Annotated in this window: 13 protein-coding genes and 2 riboswitches; of the genes, 10 read left to right on the top strand and 3 right to left on the bottom strand. The window is 67.4% G+C overall.

Translation table 11 applies throughout. From position 1 onward, the window contains the following. The first annotated feature begins 5 nt into the window (after positions 1 to 5). From MTY59_RS21560 to gcvP, 10 genes are all read left to right on the top strand, one after another. A complete protein-coding gene (locus tag MTY59_RS21560) occupies positions 6 to 635 on the top strand; it encodes a CDP-alcohol phosphatidyltransferase family protein (RefSeq protein ID WP_221042958.1) in 630 nt (209 codons plus the stop codon). Next, the gene (locus MTY59_RS21555) at positions 628 to 1,554 is read left to right on the top strand and encodes a DUF881 domain-containing protein (RefSeq protein ID WP_221042957.1); all 927 of its coding nucleotides are present in this window, start codon (positions 628 to 630) and stop codon (positions 1,552 to 1,554) included. The genes MTY59_RS21560 and MTY59_RS21555 overlap by 8 nt, the downstream gene beginning before the upstream one ends. A 55-nt stretch (positions 1,555 to 1,609) precedes the next feature. Continuing rightward, a complete protein-coding gene (locus MTY59_RS21550) occupies positions 1,610 to 1,942 on the top strand; it encodes a small basic family protein (RefSeq protein ID WP_007170008.1) in 333 nt (110 codons plus the stop codon). 251 nt (positions 1,943 to 2,193) lie between these two features. Then, positions 2,194 to 2,958, top strand: coding sequence for a DUF881 domain-containing protein (locus tag MTY59_RS21545; RefSeq protein WP_221046572.1), 765 nt, complete (start codon positions 2,194 to 2,196; stop codon positions 2,956 to 2,958). Between the two features lie 28 nt (positions 2,959 to 2,986). Next, positions 2,987 to 3,385, top strand: a complete 399-nt coding sequence (gene gcvH / locus MTY59_RS21540) for a glycine cleavage system protein GcvH (RefSeq protein WP_064881083.1) — start codon at positions 2,987 to 2,989, stop codon at positions 3,383 to 3,385. A 294-nt stretch (positions 3,386 to 3,679) separates the two neighbouring features. Next, positions 3,680 to 4,141 (top strand): glycogen accumulation regulator GarA, encoded by a 462-nt coding sequence (garA, locus tag MTY59_RS21535; protein WP_007771376.1) that lies wholly within the window; start codon positions 3,680 to 3,682, stop codon positions 4,139 to 4,141. Beyond that, on the top strand, positions 4,141 to 4,893 hold the full coding sequence (gene ftsR, locus MTY59_RS21530; protein WP_221042956.1) for a transcriptional regulator FtsR: 753 nt from the start codon (positions 4,141 to 4,143) through the stop codon (positions 4,891 to 4,893). Before garA ends, ftsR begins: the two co-directional genes overlap by 1 nt. Before the next feature lie 113 nt (positions 4,894 to 5,006). Next, complete coding sequence (locus MTY59_RS21525) at positions 5,007 to 5,501, top strand: bifunctional nuclease family protein (RefSeq protein WP_064881078.1); 495 nt, start codon at positions 5,007 to 5,009, stop codon at positions 5,499 to 5,501. 298 nt (positions 5,502 to 5,799) lie between these two features. After that, complete coding sequence (locus MTY59_RS21520) at positions 5,800 to 6,429, top strand: MerR family transcriptional regulator (protein WP_064881076.1); 630 nt, start codon at positions 5,800 to 5,802, stop codon at positions 6,427 to 6,429. A 50-nt stretch (positions 6,430 to 6,479) separates the two neighbouring features. Further along, positions 6,480 to 6,577: riboswitch (glycine riboswitch) on the top strand. Further along, positions 6,578 to 6,700: riboswitch (glycine riboswitch) on the top strand. 52 nt (positions 6,701 to 6,752) lie between these two features. Then, a complete protein-coding gene (gene gcvP, locus MTY59_RS21515; protein ID WP_221042955.1) occupies positions 6,753 to 9,584 on the top strand; it encodes an aminomethyl-transferring glycine dehydrogenase in 2,832 nt (943 codons plus the stop codon). A 12-nt stretch (positions 9,585 to 9,596) separates the two neighbouring features. On the opposite strand, the gene MTY59_RS21510 is transcribed toward gcvP, so the two are convergent. From MTY59_RS21510 to MTY59_RS21500, 3 genes are all read right to left on the bottom strand, one after another. Further along, entirely contained in the window at positions 9,597 to 10,457 is an 861-nt protein-coding gene (locus MTY59_RS21510; RefSeq protein WP_221042954.1) for a haloalkane dehalogenase, read from the bottom strand. Positions 10,458 to 10,645: 188 nt separating this feature from the next. Next, entirely contained in the window at positions 10,646 to 12,769 is a 2,124-nt protein-coding gene (locus tag MTY59_RS21505) for a substrate-binding domain-containing protein (RefSeq protein WP_221042953.1), read from the bottom strand. Positions 12,770 to 12,869: 100 nt separating this feature from the next. Next, a complete protein-coding gene (locus tag MTY59_RS21500; RefSeq protein ID WP_221042952.1) occupies positions 12,870 to 15,065 on the bottom strand; it encodes a malate synthase G in 2,196 nt (731 codons plus the stop codon). Between the last annotated feature and the right edge of the window lie 200 nt (positions 15,066 to 15,265).

Below are 15,265 nucleotides of genomic sequence, written 5' to 3'. Positions count from 1 at the left end.
GGCTCATGGAGCCGGTGCTTCCGCCCAACCGGGTGCTGACCGTACCCAACGTGCTCAGCGCTGTCCGCCTGGCGCTGATCCCGGTGTTCATCTACGTCCTACTGGTCGCGCACGCCAATGGGTGGGCCGTTGCGATTCTCATGTTCAGCGGCGCCTCGGACTGGGCCGACGGGAAGATCGCCCGGCTGCTCGACCAGTCCTCCCGGCTCGGCGTGCTGCTCGACCCGGCGGTCGACCGCCTCTACATGGTGGCCGTGCCCATCGTGCTGGCATTCAGCGGGATCGTGCCCTGGTGGTTCGTCATCGTGCTGCTCGCGCGCGACGGACTGTTGGCTGCGACGCTGCCACTGCTGTGGAGCCGCGGACTGTCGGCGCTGCCGGTGACCTACATCGGCAAGGCCGCGACGTTCGCGCTGATGTCCGGTTTTCCGCTGGTGCTGCTGGGCACCTGGGACGCACTGTGGAGCCGGGTGATCGGGGCCTGCGGGTGGGCCTTCCTGATCTGGGGCATGTACGGCTATCTGTGGGCGTTCGTGCAATATGCGGTCCAGATGGTGCTCGTGGTGCGGCGCATGCCCAAGGTCGACCGCGGTTCTCGCCCGTCGACCGCGGCGAAGGTGGCCGACCATGGCTGACGTGGACCGCCTGCTCGGCGGTTATGACCCCAACGCCGGCCACGCCGCGCATGGGGCGCCGCGGCCCAAACGAATCCCGGTGCCGTCGCTGTTGCGCGCGCTGCTGTCCGAGCACCTCGACCCGGGGTACGCGGCGGCGGCGGCCAGGCGCGAGGCCGCCGGCGCACCGCTTGACGGACGCCGGCGCGTCTTCGGTTGGCTCTGGCAGGCGCTGGCGGCGCTGCTGATCGCGACGGTCTTCGCCGCCGCGGTCACCCAGGCCCGCTCGGTGGCCCCCGGCGTGCGTTCCGAAAAGCAGCTGCTGTTGGGCAACGTGCGGTCCACCGAGGGCTCTGCGGCCAAGCTGAACAAGCGCCGCAGCGAGCTGTCGACACGGGTCGACGAGGTGCAGCGCCACGCGCTGGTCGACGACGCCGAGGGCCAGCGGCTGCTGAAACGCCTTGACGCGCTGAGCCTGCCCGCGGCGAGCACCGCGGTCATCGGACCCGGCCTGAAGGTGACCGTAACCGATCCCGGTGCCAGCCCGAACCTTTCCGATGTGTCCAAGCAACGGGTCAGTGGCAGCAGGCAGATCATCCTGGACCGCGATCTGCAGTTAGTGGTCAACTCGTTGTGGGCGAGCGGAGCCGAGGCCATTTCCGTCGGCGGGGTGCGGATCGGGCCTAATGTGACCATCCGGCAGGCCGGCGGCGCGATCCTGGTCGACAACAACCCGACCAGCAGTCCGTACGCGGTCCTGGCGATCGGGCCGCCGCGCGCGATGCGCGATGTCTTCGACAGCAGCCCCGGCATGCAGCGACTGAGGCTCCTGCAGATCTCCTACGGTGTCGTGGTTACGGTGGACGTCGCCGACGGACTAACGCTTCCTGCCGGATCGATCCGGGATGTCAAGTTCGCCAAGCAGATTGGGCCACAGTGAGAAAAGTCCTGAACAGACACCTCCCCCTGTGTGAGATGCGGGCGGGAAGTCGAGCATGATCGGTATCGCTGCCCTGGCGATCGGCATCGTGCTCGGCCTGGTTTTTCACCCTGCGGTGCCCGAGGTGGTGCAGCCGTATCTGCCGATCGCGGTGGTCGCGGCGCTGGACGCGGTGTTCGGCGGGTTACGTGCATACCTGGAACGGATTTTCGACCCGAAGGTGTTCGTGATTTCGTTCGTGTTCAACGTCTTCGTGGCCGCCCTGATCGTCTACGTCGGCGACCAATTGGGCGTCGGTACGCAGTTGTCCACGGCCATCATCGTCGTGCTGGGCATCCGCATCTTCGGCAACGCCGCCGCCCTGCGCCGCAGGCTGTTCGGGGCGTGAGGCGCGCCGGCGGCGATGCGGAGTAGAAAAGCGATGTGGGGGCACGCCCCCACAGGGAGGTACCCTCACCCGCGTGCGGGGGAGAGGAGCGCCGCCATCACCCCCGTGAGGTCAACGTGAGCCAGGATCCGGAAGACCGCAACGCCGGGCAAAGCGCCGCCGGCGGCCAAAGTGATGACGGACCAACCGGGCCTGGGCGCCCCAGGGCCGGTACGACGCCGGAACAGGGCGCACCGCGCGGCCGTCACGAACTGGCCGCGAAGAGCCCCCGCCCGGAAATCGACCCGCTGCACCGCACCGGGCTGACCGGCATGGTGCGCGGCGGTCGGTCCCGGATGGCGTTCGGGACGCTGGCCGCCATGCTGTGCCTGCTGCTGGGCCTGGCGATCGTCACCCAGGTTCGCCAAACCGAATCGGGTGACTCGCTGGAGACTGCCCGTCCCGCAGACCTTTTGGTGCTGCTGGATTCGCTGCGACAGCGCGAAGGAACGCTCAACACCGAAGTGAACGAGCTACAGAACACGCTGAATTCATTGCAGGCGTCCGGGAACAACGACCAGGCCGCCATCCAATCCGCGCAGTCCAGGCTGGCGGCGCTGTCCATTCTGGTCGGGGCGGTCGGCGCCACCGGCCCCGGCGTCACCATCACCATCGAGGACCCCGGACCCGGGGTTTCGCCCGAGGCGATGCTCGACGTGATCAACGAGTTGCGCGCCGCCGGCGCCGAGGCGATCGAAGTCAATGACGCCCACCAATCGGTGCGGGTAGGTGTCGACACGTGGGTGGTGGGTGTGCCCGGGTCGCTGACCATCGACTCCAAAACCCTGTCCCCGTCGTATTCGATTCTGGCAATTGGCGATCCACCCACCCTGGCCGCGGCCATGAACATTCCCGGCGGCGCGCAGGACGCCGTCAAGCGCGTCGGTGGGCGAATGTCCGTTCAGCAGGCCGACCGGGTGGACGTCACCACCTTGCGGCAACCAAAACCGCACCAATACGCTCAGCCCGTCAAGTGAGCACCACCCGAACAGAACAGGATCACCCGTGAGCGATATCCCGCCCGATCTGCGCTACACCGCCGAACACGAATGGGTTCGCCGAAGTGGGGATGACACCGTGCGCGTGGGCATCACCGATTTTGCGCAGTCGGCGTTGGGCGATGTCGTTTTCGTTCAGCTGCCCGACGTGGGCACCGAACTGACCGCGGGCGAATCCTTCGGTGAGGTCGAATCGACGAAATCGGTGTCGGACCTCTACGCCCCGGTGTCGGGCAAAGTGTCCGCGGTCAACAGCGATCTGGACGGCAGTCCGCAACTGGTGAACTCCGACCCGTACGGGGGCGGTTGGTTGCTGGATGTGCAGGTATCCGATGTCGGCGAATTGGAGTCGGCCATTTCTTCGCTGCTCGACGCGGAGGCCTACCGCGGAACGCTCACCGAATGACGATTGCTAATGTCCCTGCAGCCCCGCGCGGCCAGCGCGCGGTGCAGCCAGGGTGCGGGGAAATCGAAGTTTCGGATCGTCAGGTGGTGGGCGCATTGGAAGCCGGTGCGCGGTACCGTCGACACATCGACCTTTGAAGTCTCTCGAAGATCGCTGAAAGACACGTGAAAGACTCTTGAACGTACGAAACGGCAGTAATCGGCATATCGGGCAAACAAACCTGATGCACAAGCCGGCCGAGCGGCCCGGCCAGACAACGCCACAGCAGCCAGTGAGGAGCAGCGCGTGACGGACATGGACAACGACCAGAATTCGGACGAAGTCACGGTAGAGACGACTTCTGTCTTCCGTGCCGACTTCCTCAACGAGCTGGACGCTCCCGCACAGGCGGGAACCGAGAGCGCGGTATCCGGAGTCGAAGGACTCCCCGCCGGCTCGGCGTTGCTGGTCGTCAAACGTGGACCGAATGCGGGATCGCGGTTTTTGCTGGACCAGCCCACCACGTCCGCCGGCCGCCACCCCGACAGCGACATTTTCCTCGACGACGTGACCGTCAGCCGCCGGCACGCCGAATTCAGGTTGGAAAACAACGAATTCAGCGTGGTCGACGTTGGTAGTCTCAACGGCACTTACGTCAATCGTGAGCCCGTGGACTCCGCGGTGCTTGCCAACGGTGACGAGGTGCAGATTGGCAAGTTCCGCTTGGTGTTTCTGACCGGACCCAAGCAGGGTGAGGATGGAGGATCTTCAGGCTAGTGAGCGCACCCGATAGCTCGGCACTGGCCGGGATGTCGATTGGGGCGGTCCTGGAACTGCTGAGGCCGGACTTCCCCGATGTCACCATCTCCAAGATCCGCTTCTTGGAGGCCGAGGGGCTGGTGACGCCGCAGCGGGCCGCGTCGGGGTATCGAAGGTTCACCGCGTACGACTGCGCGCGGTTGCGGTTCATCCTTACCGCGCAACGTGATCACTACCTGCCGCTGAAGGTCATCAGGGCGCAACTGGACGCCCAGCCCGACGGTGAGCTGCCGCCCGTCAAGGGTCCGTATTCCGTCCCGCGGCTGGTCTCCGTGGCGGGCACCGGGGAAGCCACCGGGGCGGACGTGCGCTCCGACACCTCGGCAGTGGCCCCCAGCCACGTGCGGCTGAGCCGCGAAGAGCTGCTCAACCGCGCGGGCGTGGCGGACGACCTGCTGATCGCGCTCCTCAAGGCCGGAGTCATCACCACCGGGCCGGCCGGTTTTTTCGACGAGCACGCCGTCGTCATCCTGCAGTGCGCGCGGGCACTGTCGGATTACGGTGTCGAGCCGCGGCATCTGCGCGCTTTCCGCTCGGCCGCCGATCGCCAGTCGGACCTGATCGCCCAAATCGCCGGGCCGGTAGTCAAAGCCGGCAAGGCCGGTGCGCGCGACCGCGCAGACGATTTGGCGCGCGAAGTCGCGGCGCTCGCGATCACGTTGCACACGTCGCTGATCAAATCCGCCGTTCGCGACGTTCTGGATCGCTGAGGACTAGACTTCGGTCGACAGCTTGGTTTTCGGCAGCAGGGCGGACTTTTGACCTCGCCGTCCACTGCCGGGCACCAATCCAACCGGCGCACTAATGCGGAGGGCAGACACAAATGGGTGAAGTTCGTGTTGTCGGCATTCGCGTAGAGCAGCCGCAGAACCAGCCGGTGTTGTTGCTGCGCGAAACCAACGGTGACCGTTACCTTCCGATCTGGATCGGTCAGTCGGAGGCCGCCGCCATCGCCCTCGAGCAGCAAGGCGTTGAGCCCCCGCGCCCGTTGACGCACGATCTGATCAGGGATGTCATTGCCGCGCTTGGGCATTCGCTGAAAGAGGTGCGGATCGTCGATCTGCAAGAGGGCACTTTCTACGCTGACCTGGTGTTCGACCGCAACATCACCGTGTCGGCGCGGCCCTCGGACTCGGTGGCGATCGCGTTGCGTGTCGGCGTTCCGATCTATGTCGAAGAAGGCGTGCTTGCCCAGGCCGGCCTGCTGATTCCCGACGAGACCGACGAGGAAGGTGGCACCGCCGTCCGGGAGGACGAGGTGGAGAAGTTCAAAGAATTTCTCGACAGCGTGTCCCCGGACGATTTCAAAGCCACCTAGCGGGCAGTCCGGCCTCGCGCAAACGCGCTACCACAGCGCTTGGGAACGGCGGGTGGCTGGTTTAGCCTGGATGACGACATCACGGATCCATCTCAAACCACACCGTGATGTCGACACGCTGGCGGATAGCCCGCCCACTTGACCCCGCGGCGGCCATACTTTGATCGCGACAACAGGCGCGGCGGCTGTGAAAAAGCGTAAGCTCTACTAGCACTCGGGCCTGAGCAAACGTGGCTGCAATGCAGTGCAGCCTTAGACGCAGCTAACGACGAGAGCGCGATCGCGGAGAGGAACCACCGTGAGCGAGCAGCCACGCCAAGAGCAGCTCAACTTAGCCGACAGCGGTAGCCCGGCGGCCAGTGACCGCCCCGTCACCGTAGCCAGCGCACCCGTGCAGCCGGGGCTTTTCCCGGACGACTCCGTGCCCGACGAGCTGGTCGGCTACCGCGGTCCGAGCGCCTGCCAGATCGCCGGCATCACGTACCGGCAGCTGGACTACTGGGCACGCACCTCGCTGGTGGTCCCGTCGATCCGCAGCGCGGCCGGCTCCGGCAGCCAGCGGCTCTACTCGTTCAAGGACATCCTCGTCCTCAAGATCGTCAAGCGGTTGCTGGACACCGGGATCTCGTTGCACAACATCCGCGTCGCGGTCGATCACCTGCGTCAGCGCGGTGTCCAGGATCTGGCCAACATCACCCTGTTCTCCGACGGCACCACCGTTTACGAGTGCACGTCGGCCGAAGAGGTCGTCGACCTGCTGCAGGGCGGGCAGGGCGTCTTCGGCATCGCGGTCTCGGGCGCCATGCGCGAGCTGACCGGCGTCATCGCGGACTTCCCCGGTGAGCGGGCCGACGGCGGCGAGTCGATCGCCGAGCCCGAGGACGAGCTGGCGTCCCGGCGCAAGCACCGCGACCGCAAAATCGGCTGAGCGGCGCGCCCGCACCTGGCCCGAGCGGCCGAGTAAACTGGGCTGCGCATCGCATTCGAGCGGGAGAGTTCCGTGGCTGCCAGCCACGGACGCCGAAGGAGCAACACCTCTCCGTCAACCTCTCAGGCACCCGGACCGCGCGAAATCATGATGCCTCTGGAAAGCGGCGAGGACCACGGTCTGCGCCCGCCGATGGGGAAAGGCGCTCGGGCAGCATCGGGCACCGAATCTCTCAGGCGCCCGGCGAACGGGTGAAGACAGAGGGAGAGGGCCGTTAGTCCTCTGCCTTCATATGTCTTCGCCCGCCTACCCAGGAGTTTCCAGTGTCCGATCAATTCACTTTCGCGGCTCGGCACATCGGCCCGGACGGCCAGGCTGTGGCGGCCATGCTCGCCGTCATCGGCGTCGACTCGCTCGACGAGCTGGCCGCCAAGGCGCTTCCGGCCGGCATCCTGGACCGGCTCACCGCCGGTGGCGCCGCGCCCGGTCTCGACCAGCTGCCGCCGGCCGCCACTGAGACCGAGGCGCTATCCGAGCTGCGGTCATTGGCCGAGGCCAACACGGTGGCCGTGTCCATGATCGGGCAGGGCTACTACGACACGCTCACGCCGCCGGTGTTGCTGCGCAACATCTTGGAGAACCCGGCTTGGTACACGGCCTACACGCCGTACCAGCCCGAGATCAGCCAGGGCCGGCTCGAGGCGCTGCTGAATTTCCAGACCATGGTCGCCGACCTGACCGGCCTTGAGGTCGCCAACGCCTCGATGCTCGACGAGGGTACCGCGGCGGCCGAGGCCATGACGTTGATGCACCGCGCGGCGCGTGGAAAGGCCACCCGCCTGGCGGTGGACGCCGACGTCTTCGCCCAGACCGCGGCCATCCTGGCCACCCGGGCGAAGCCGCTGGGCATCGAGATCGTGACCGCCGACCTGCGCGACGGGCTGCCGGACGGCGACTTCTTCGGCGTCATCGCACAGCTGCCCGGGGCCAGTGGTCGGGTCACCGACTGGACGGGCCTGGTGGAGCAGGCGCACGACCGGGGCGCGCTGGTTGCCATCGGCGCCGACCTGCTCGCCATGACGCTGATCACGCCGCCCGGTGAGATCGGCGCCGACGTCGCCTTCGGCACCACCCAAAGATTCGGTGTGCCAATGGGATTCGGTGGACCGCACGCCGGCTACCTGGCGGTGCATGCCAACCACGCGCGTCAGCTGCCCGGCCGGCTGGTGGGTGTGTCGCTGGACGCCGACGGGACGCCGGCCTACCGGCTGGCGTTGCAGACGCGCGAGCAGCACATTCGCCGTGACAAGGCGACCAGCAACATCTGTACCGCGCAGGTGCTGCTGGCCGTGATGGCGGCGATGTACGCCAGCTACCACGGCGCCGAGGGGCTGACCGCGATCGCGCGCCGGGTGCACGGTTACGCCGAGGCGATCGCCGCCGCCCTCGGCGATGCGTTGGTGCACGACACGTACTTCGACACCGTGCTGGCCCGGGTGCCCGGACGCGCCGCCGAGGTGATCGCCGCGGCCAAAGCGCACGGCATCAACCTCTGGCAGGTCGACGACGACCACGTGTCGGTGGCCTGCGACGAGGTCACCACCGGCGAGCACGTCGCCGCCGTGCTCGAGGCCTTCGGACTGCACGCCACTGGGCAGGTCGGTGCCGGTGCCGGCATCATCACCCGCACCTCGGAGTTCCTCACCCATCCCGCGTTCACCCAGTACCGCACCGAGACCGCAATGATGCGCTACCTGCGCGCGCTGGCCGACAAAGACATTGCCTTGGACCGCAGCATGATTCCGCTGGGTTCGTGCACCATGAAGCTGAACGCCGCCGCGGAGATGGAGCCCATCACCTGGCCCGAGTTCGCCCGCCAGCACCCCTTCGCGCCGGCGTCGGACACCCCCGGGCTGCGGCGTCTGATCGCCGACCTGGAGACCTGGCTGGTGCAGATCACCGGCTACGACGCCGTCTCCCTGCAACCCAACGCCGGGTCGCAGGGCGAGTACGCCGGCCTGCTGGCCATTCACGACTACCACGCCAGCCGCGGCGAACCGCACCGCGACATCTGCCTCATCCCGTCCAGTGCGCACGGCACCAACGCGGCATCGGCGGCGCTGGCCGGGATGCGGGTGGTGGTGGTGGCCTGCCTGGACAACGGCGACGTCGACCTCGACGACCTGCGGGCCAAGGTCAGCGAACACGCCGAGCGGCTGTCGACGCTGATGATCACCTATCCGTCCACGCACGGCGTGTACGAGCACGACATCGCCGAGATCTGTGCGGCCGTGCACGACGCCGGCGGCCAGGTGTACGTCGACGGCGCCAATCTCAACGCCCTGGTCGGCCTGGCGCGGCCGGGCAAGTTCGGCGGCGACGTCAGCCACCTGAACCTGCACAAAACGTTCTGCATCCCGCACGGCGGTGGTGGACCCGGCGTCGGGCCGGTGGCGGTGCGGTCGCATCTGGCGCCGTTCCTGCCGGGGCACCCGCACGCCCCCGAGCTGCCCCAGGGGCATCCGGTGTCCGCGGCGCCCTACGGCTCGGCCTCGATCCTGCCGATCAGCTGGGCCTACATCAGGATGATGGGCGCCGACGGCCTGCGCGCGGCATCGCTGACCGCGATCGCGTCGGCCAACTACATCGCCCGCCGCCTCGACGAGTACTTCCCGGTGCTCTACACGGGTGAGAACGGCATGGTCGCCCACGAGTGCATCCTGGATCTGCGTGGCATCACCAAGTCCACCGGCGTCACGGTCGACGACGTGGCGAAGCGCTTGGCGGACTACGGTTTTCACGCCCCTACCATGAGTTTCCCGGTGGCCGGCACGCTGATGGTGGAACCCACCGAGAGCGAGACCCTGACCGAAGTCGACGCGTTCTGCGACGCCATGATCGCCATCCGCGGCGAGATCGACCAGGTGGGTGCGGGGGAGTGGACCGTCGACGACAACCCGCTGCGGGGTGCACCGCATACGGCCGAATGCCTGGTGGTCAGCGACTGGGACCATCCGTACACCCGGGAGCGGGCCGCCTATCCGCTGGGCAAGGAGTTCCGGCCCAAGGTGTGGCCGCCGGTGCGTCGCATCGACGGCGCCTACGGCGACCGCAACCTGGTCTGCTCGTGTCCGCCGGTGGAGGCGTTCGCCTAGCCGACGGTTGAGTCAGCCGAACCGATCGATGATCGCCGCGGCGATCTGATCCGGTGCGTCCTCTTGGATGAAGTGCTTGGCGTCGGGCAGTTCGACGAGGACATGGTCGGGAAAGGCCGCGCGCAGCCGCGGGAGGGTAGGGCCGGGCCTGAAGGCGAAGTCCTTCATGCCCCAAACGAACAGGGCGGGTTTGGCGCCTAGCTTGGCCGGCACCTCCCGGGCGAGCCGCGCCAGCAGGGGATGGGCGGCCAAGATCTGCTTGGGCATCTCGGCGACACCCCTGCGCGCCTCGGGGGTGGGCTGCACGGCCCGATAGTGCTCCATCACCGCGTCGCTGGGGCGGTGCTGGGTTCCCGCTGGAACGAGGCGCTCGACGAAGAAATTGTGGCGCAGGATCGCGTACTGCAGCGGCGGGCTGCCCATCACCCGGCTGAAGATCTTGGTGGTCAGCACGTCCGCCGGCCAGAACCAGGTGTTGCCCAGGACGACGCCGCGGACCCGCTCGGCGCGCTCCACCGCGACCGCCATGCCGATGGGGCCACCCCAGTCCTGACCCATCGTGAGGTAGCCGGCGAGGCCCAGATGATCGACCAACTCGCCGACCACCCGGGCGTGCTGGTCCACCTTGTAACCGAACCCCGCGGGTCGATCCGAGAGGCCGAAACCCAGGTAATCCGGTGCGATGCAACGGAACTTGTCGCGCAACGCGATGACGACGTTGCGATACAGAAAGCTCCATGTCGGGTTCCCGTGACACAGCAGGATCGACGGGCCGTCACCTTCGTCGATGTAGTGGATGCGCCCCTGCGAGCTGTCGAACCAGCGGGATTGAAACGGGTACAGGGTGGGGTCCGGCGTGAAATCGATGCTCATGGCGCTCCTTCGGGTAGCGCTCATGATGGTAGGCCCGGGGTGTGACATGACGGAGACCTCGAGTCCGGCCGCGAGCGTAACGCCACTGCGAATTTCAGCCCGATTTTTCGCCGCCAGGTTACGCTCGCGAACGATTTACACCCGGCAAGCGGTTGGTAGCCGCCGTCGGGCGGCGCCGACTCGCGCCGTCAGCTCAGGAAGGCGTTGACCGCCGACGCGAGATCGGGGGACGCCGACGTCGCCAGGTTCTGATAGCCGCCGCCGCTGAGCTGGGCGACCGCTTCCCACGTTGCCCGGTCCGGGTCGGCTCCGAAGTCGATGACATTCACCGCGATGGGTTTGGCCGGATCGGCGCTCTTGCGGATGAAGTCCTGCAGCCCCGGCCCGTCCAGTGACTGGTCGGTGTGCGGTCCCGCGGTGATCAGCAGGATCGAATTGGTCTGTCCCGCATGGTAGTTAGTCTGCATATCTTGGTAGAGCATCCGCAGCGTGGTGAAGGACACCGCGCCGCCGCCCGACGAGTACTGCTTGTCCAGTGCGGCGGTCAGCGCCGCCGAACGCGGCTGGCCGTTGACCGCGTCGGACAGCGGCCCGCTCGCCACCTCGGAGCGGCCCTCGTGGCCGTCGAACGTCCACAGCCCAACCACCGCCGTGCCGGGCAGCGCCTTGATCTTGTCCTGCAGCGTCCCGATCACGTTGGCCAGCCGGGACTTTCCGCCTTCCTGGCCGGGCATCGACTGGTCGAGCATGATGGTCGTGGCCTGTCCGCTCGACGGGCTCGCCATCGCCTCGGCGAGGGTGGCCCGCATCGGCTCATCGCCAACCGACAGCGCGGCCGGCAACGCGGGGAAGTCGGTGACCGGACTGCTGGGCGGTTTGACCCCGTTGACGCGGAAGCCGGCCTTCGCCAGCTTGGCCAGCTGATCGGACTTGTGCATGAAACGCGAGAACTCACTTGCCGCCGAGGCCTGCTCCCGGCTGACCCAGGAGCCACTGAGCAGCACGGTGGGGTAGTCGGCCACCGCGGCAGAGCCGGGCGGCAGCCAGAACCCCAAGGCGCCCTTGGCGTCTGGCAACGATTGGCCGCGCTGGAACAGCTGCTGCTCGGTGGTGACGACCGCGTGCACGGGCGCGGTCGCGGGGTCGCCGGACTTCAGCAGCGTGTTCATCGCCTCGTTGAGCGAGTTGTCGGCCAGCTTGGGTTGGGCGCTCAGCAGGCTGCGCACCGCGCCGGTGCCCTGCGTCACCGGGGCGCCGGGCGGGACCGATGCGGCCGCCACCGCCTCTCCGGCCAGAAACGATGCGTCCCCGTTGCCGTTCATCGGCAGCGCCAGGCGCAGCGAGCCCCACGCGGGTAGGTTCGACCCGGCCAACGCATTCGGGTTGGTTTGCAGCCCGGGCAGTGCCGCCCAGTTCTGGTTGGACAGGGCCGGGGCGAGTTGGGGGCGGATGGCCAGCACCACCGGCGAGGTGACCAGCGAATGGCTCTCGGTGACGGTCTTCTGGGCCGTCGCCCCGGCGAGCCGCGCGGCCGAGATCGAGCTGCCCGGAATCCACAGCGCCGGTTGGCCGCCCAGCTCCGCCGGCCACTTGCCGATGAAGCCGTTCAGCACGGCGTCGGAGTTGGCCGGCTTGACGCTCACCACCACGCAGCGGTCACCGATCGGCCCGGCGGATTTGTTGTAGCTTTCCGCGAATTGCTGAATGGAATCGGCGATCGACGGGTCTGCGACGACGGCCACCGTCTCCTGGCCGCCCGTGCAGCGGCCCGCCGCCGTGTGCGACCGCTTGGACAGCGCGTCACCGAAGAAGCTCCACAGGATGACCGATCCCACCACGACCACGACCGCAACCAGCGCCACGATCACGCCGATGCTGACGCCGCGGCGGCCGCCCTCGCTGCGGTGACCACCCAGCCGATCGGCGAGCCCACGATGCCCGCCCCGGAAGAGCGACGGTGTGGAGGCCGGCGGCTCCTGGCTCGAGGCGGCAGCCGGGCGCGACGGAAACTCCGGGTAATCGTCAGCGGCGCTGTCTTCGAACGAATCCTCGGCCGCGTAGAGATCGTCGCCCGCCGCGAAGCGCCCGTCATCGTCGGGATGGCGACGTTCGTCGGAGTAATAGCCCTCGTCCGAGTACTCACCCTCGCCGGAATAGTCACCCTCGTCCGAGTAGAGGTCGGCTTCTTCGTCGTCGCCCGCATCGCGGTGGCGGTGTCCCGCCTCGTCACCGCGCGACGGCTCGTCGACGCCGTCGTCGTGAGATGGCTCGTCGAGGAAGTCGTCAGGGTCGGGCGCACTGTGCCTACCCATAGCAGTGCCCGCGGCCTTTCCGTCGATCCATCGTTAACTCGGCGCCGATTTTAGTCATCGCCGGCACTATTACACGTTCGAGCCCGATTTGAGCGCAGGCTCAATTCGACTGCGCGGCGTGTGCCTTGGCCTCACGCCGGCGGCGATGCAGGATCGGCTCGGTGTAGCCGTTGGGTTGCTGCGTTCCGGTGAGGATCAGGTCCTGCGCGGCCAGGAAGGCCAGGCTGTCGTCGAAGTTGGGCGCCATCGGCTGGTAGGCCGCGTCCTTGGCGTTCTGCTCGTCGACCAGCGGGGCCATCCGCTCCAGGCTGGCCCGCACGTCCTCCTCGGTGATCACGCCGTGGCGCAGCCAGTTGGCCAGCAGCTGGCTCGAAATCCGCAACGTGGCACGGTCCTCCATGAGCGCCACGTCGTGGATGTCGGGCACCTTGGAGCAGCCGACGCCCTGCGCCACCCAGCGCACGACGTAGCCGAGGATGGACTGGCAGTTGTTGTCGACCTCCTCGCGAATCTCCTCGGAAGCCCACGCCAGTTCCTTGGCCAGCGGGATGGTCAGCAGTTCCTCGATCGTGGTGCGCTTCTTGCCCGCGAGCTCCTCCTGCACGGCACCCACGTCGACGTAGTGGTAGTGCATCGCGTGCAGGGTGGCCGCCGTCGGTGAGGGCACCCACGCGGTGGTCGCGCCAGCCTTCGGCTGGCTGATCTTCTGCTCGACCATGTCGGCCATCAGCTCGGTCATCGCCCACATGCCCTTGCCGATCTGCGCCTTGCCCTTGAAGCCGGCGGCCAGGCCGATGTCGACGTTGGCGTCCTCGTACGCCTTGATCCACGTGGTGTTCTTCATCGCGCCCTTGCGGATCATCGGGCCGGCTTCCATCGAGGTGTGGATCTCGTCGCCGGTGCGGTCCAGGAAGCCGGTGTTGATGAACACGACCCGGTCGGCCGCGGCCTTGATGCAGGCCTTGAGGTTGACGGTGGTGCGCCGCTCCTCGTCCATGATGCCCACCTTGAGGGTGCCCTGGGGCAGGCCGAGGACGTCTTCGACGCGGCTGAACAGCTCGCAGGTGTAGGCGACCTCGTCGGGTCCGTGCATCTTGGGCTTGACGATGTAGATGGATCCGGTGCGGCTGTTGGCCAGGGGTCCGTTCGCGTCACCGGTCTTGAGCCCGTGGATCGCGGTCAGGCCGGTGAACAGCGCATCCATGATGCCCTCGAACACCTCGTTGCCTTCGGCATCGACAATCGCGTCGTTGGTCATCAGGTGGCCGACGTTGCGGACGAACATCAGGCTGCGGCCGGGCAGAACCAGTTCGCCCTCGCCGTCCGGGGTGGTGTAGGTGCGGTCCTCATTGAGCACCCGGGCAAACGTCTTGCCGTCCTTTTCGACGTCCTCGGACAGATCGCCCTTGTTCAGCCCGAGCCAGTTGCGGTAGCCGAGCACCTTGTCGTCGGCGTCGACGGCGGCCACCGAGTCCTCGAAGTCCATGATGGTGGTGATCGCCGATTCCAGGACGACGTCCTTGATGCCCGCGGAGTCGGTCTTGCCGATCGGCGATTCCGGGTCGATCAGGATCTCGATGTGCAGGCCGTGGTTGACCAGTAACACCGACCAGTTGGGGGAGCCGAGCTCGCCGGTGTAGCCGGCGAACTTCTCCGGGTCGGCCAGTCCGACGGAGCCGTCGGCGGTCGCGACCTTGAGCTGGCCGTCGTCGACACTGAGGCCCGTCGCGTCGGCCCACGACCCGGATTCCAGGGGCACGGCCTCATCGAGGAACTTGCGCGCGTAGGCGATCACCTTGTCGCCGCGCACCTTGTTGTAGCTGGTGCCCTTCTCGGCGCCGTCGCTCTCGGGGATGACGTCGGTGCCGTACAAGGCGTCGTAGAGCGAGCCCCAGCGCGCGTTGGCGGCGTTCAGCGCGAACCGCGCGTTGAGCACCGGCACCACCAGCTGCGGGCCGGCGGTGGTGGTGATCTCGTCGTCCACACCGGAGGTGGTGATGGTGAAGTCCGCGGGTTCGGGCTGCAGATAACCGATTTCGATGAGGAACTCACGGTACGCCTCGATGTCGAGCGGCTCGATGACGCGCTGCCGGTGCCACTTGTCGATCTGGGCCTGCAGCTCGTCGCGCCGGCGCAGCAAGTCCTGGTTCTTGGGGGTGAGGTCGGTGACCACCTTGTCGACGCCCGCCCAGAAGCTGTCCGGGTCGATGTCGGTGCCGGGCAAGGCCTCGTTGTTAACGAAGTCGTAGAGCACTCGGGCGACGCGCAAGTTCCCCGCCGACACGCGATCAGTCATGATTCTCCTCCGTCATGGGCCGCACCGGACCATCGTCGGGCCAGATTGGCTATGTCACAAGCCTACCGAGCGCAGCCTGGTGAGCGTTATTTGCCCGACCCGGCAGGCGCAGGTCAGGCGGCGCTGACAGCTCCAGGAACGACGCTGCGGCGAGCACCGGGATCTGTTTCCAGCAACGCATGTTCCGCGCGCCACGGTCC

The organism is Mycobacterium senriense, assembly GCF_019668465.1.
GTDB classification, from domain to species: Bacteria; Actinomycetota; Actinomycetes; order Mycobacteriales; family Mycobacteriaceae; genus Mycobacterium; species Mycobacterium senriense.
The sequence above is the reverse complement of the archived record's forward strand: the minus strand, read 5'-3'. Positions and strand labels throughout refer to the sequence as shown.

Bases quoted from the DNA above. Each gene is read 5' to 3' on its own strand.
- MTY59_RS21560 (WP_221042958.1), top strand. From the start codon at position 6: ATGGAGCCGGTGCTTCCGCCCAACCGGGTGCTGACCGTACCCAACGTG.
- MTY59_RS21555 (WP_221042957.1), top strand. From the start codon at position 628: ATGGCTGACGTGGACCGCCTGCTCGGCGGTTATGACCCCAACGCCGGC.
- MTY59_RS21550 (WP_007170008.1), top strand. From the start codon at position 1,610: ATGATCGGTATCGCTGCCCTGGCGATCGGCATCGTGCTCGGCCTGGTT.
- garA (WP_007771376.1), top strand. From the start codon at position 3,680: ATGGACAACGACCAGAATTCGGACGAAGTCACGGTAGAGACGACTTCT.
- MTY59_RS21525 (WP_064881078.1), top strand. From the start codon at position 5,007: ATGGGTGAAGTTCGTGTTGTCGGCATTCGCGTAGAGCAGCCGCAGAAC.
- MTY59_RS21510 (WP_221042954.1), bottom strand. From the start codon at position 10,457: ATGAGCATCGATTTCACGCCGGACCCCACCCTGTACCCGTTTCAATCC.
- MTY59_RS21505 (WP_221042953.1), bottom strand. From the start codon at position 12,769: ATGGGTAGGCACAGTGCGCCCGACCCTGACGACTTCCTCGACGAGCCA.
- MTY59_RS21500 (WP_221042952.1), bottom strand. From the start codon at position 15,065: ATGACTGATCGCGTGTCGGCGGGGAACTTGCGCGTCGCCCGAGTGCTC.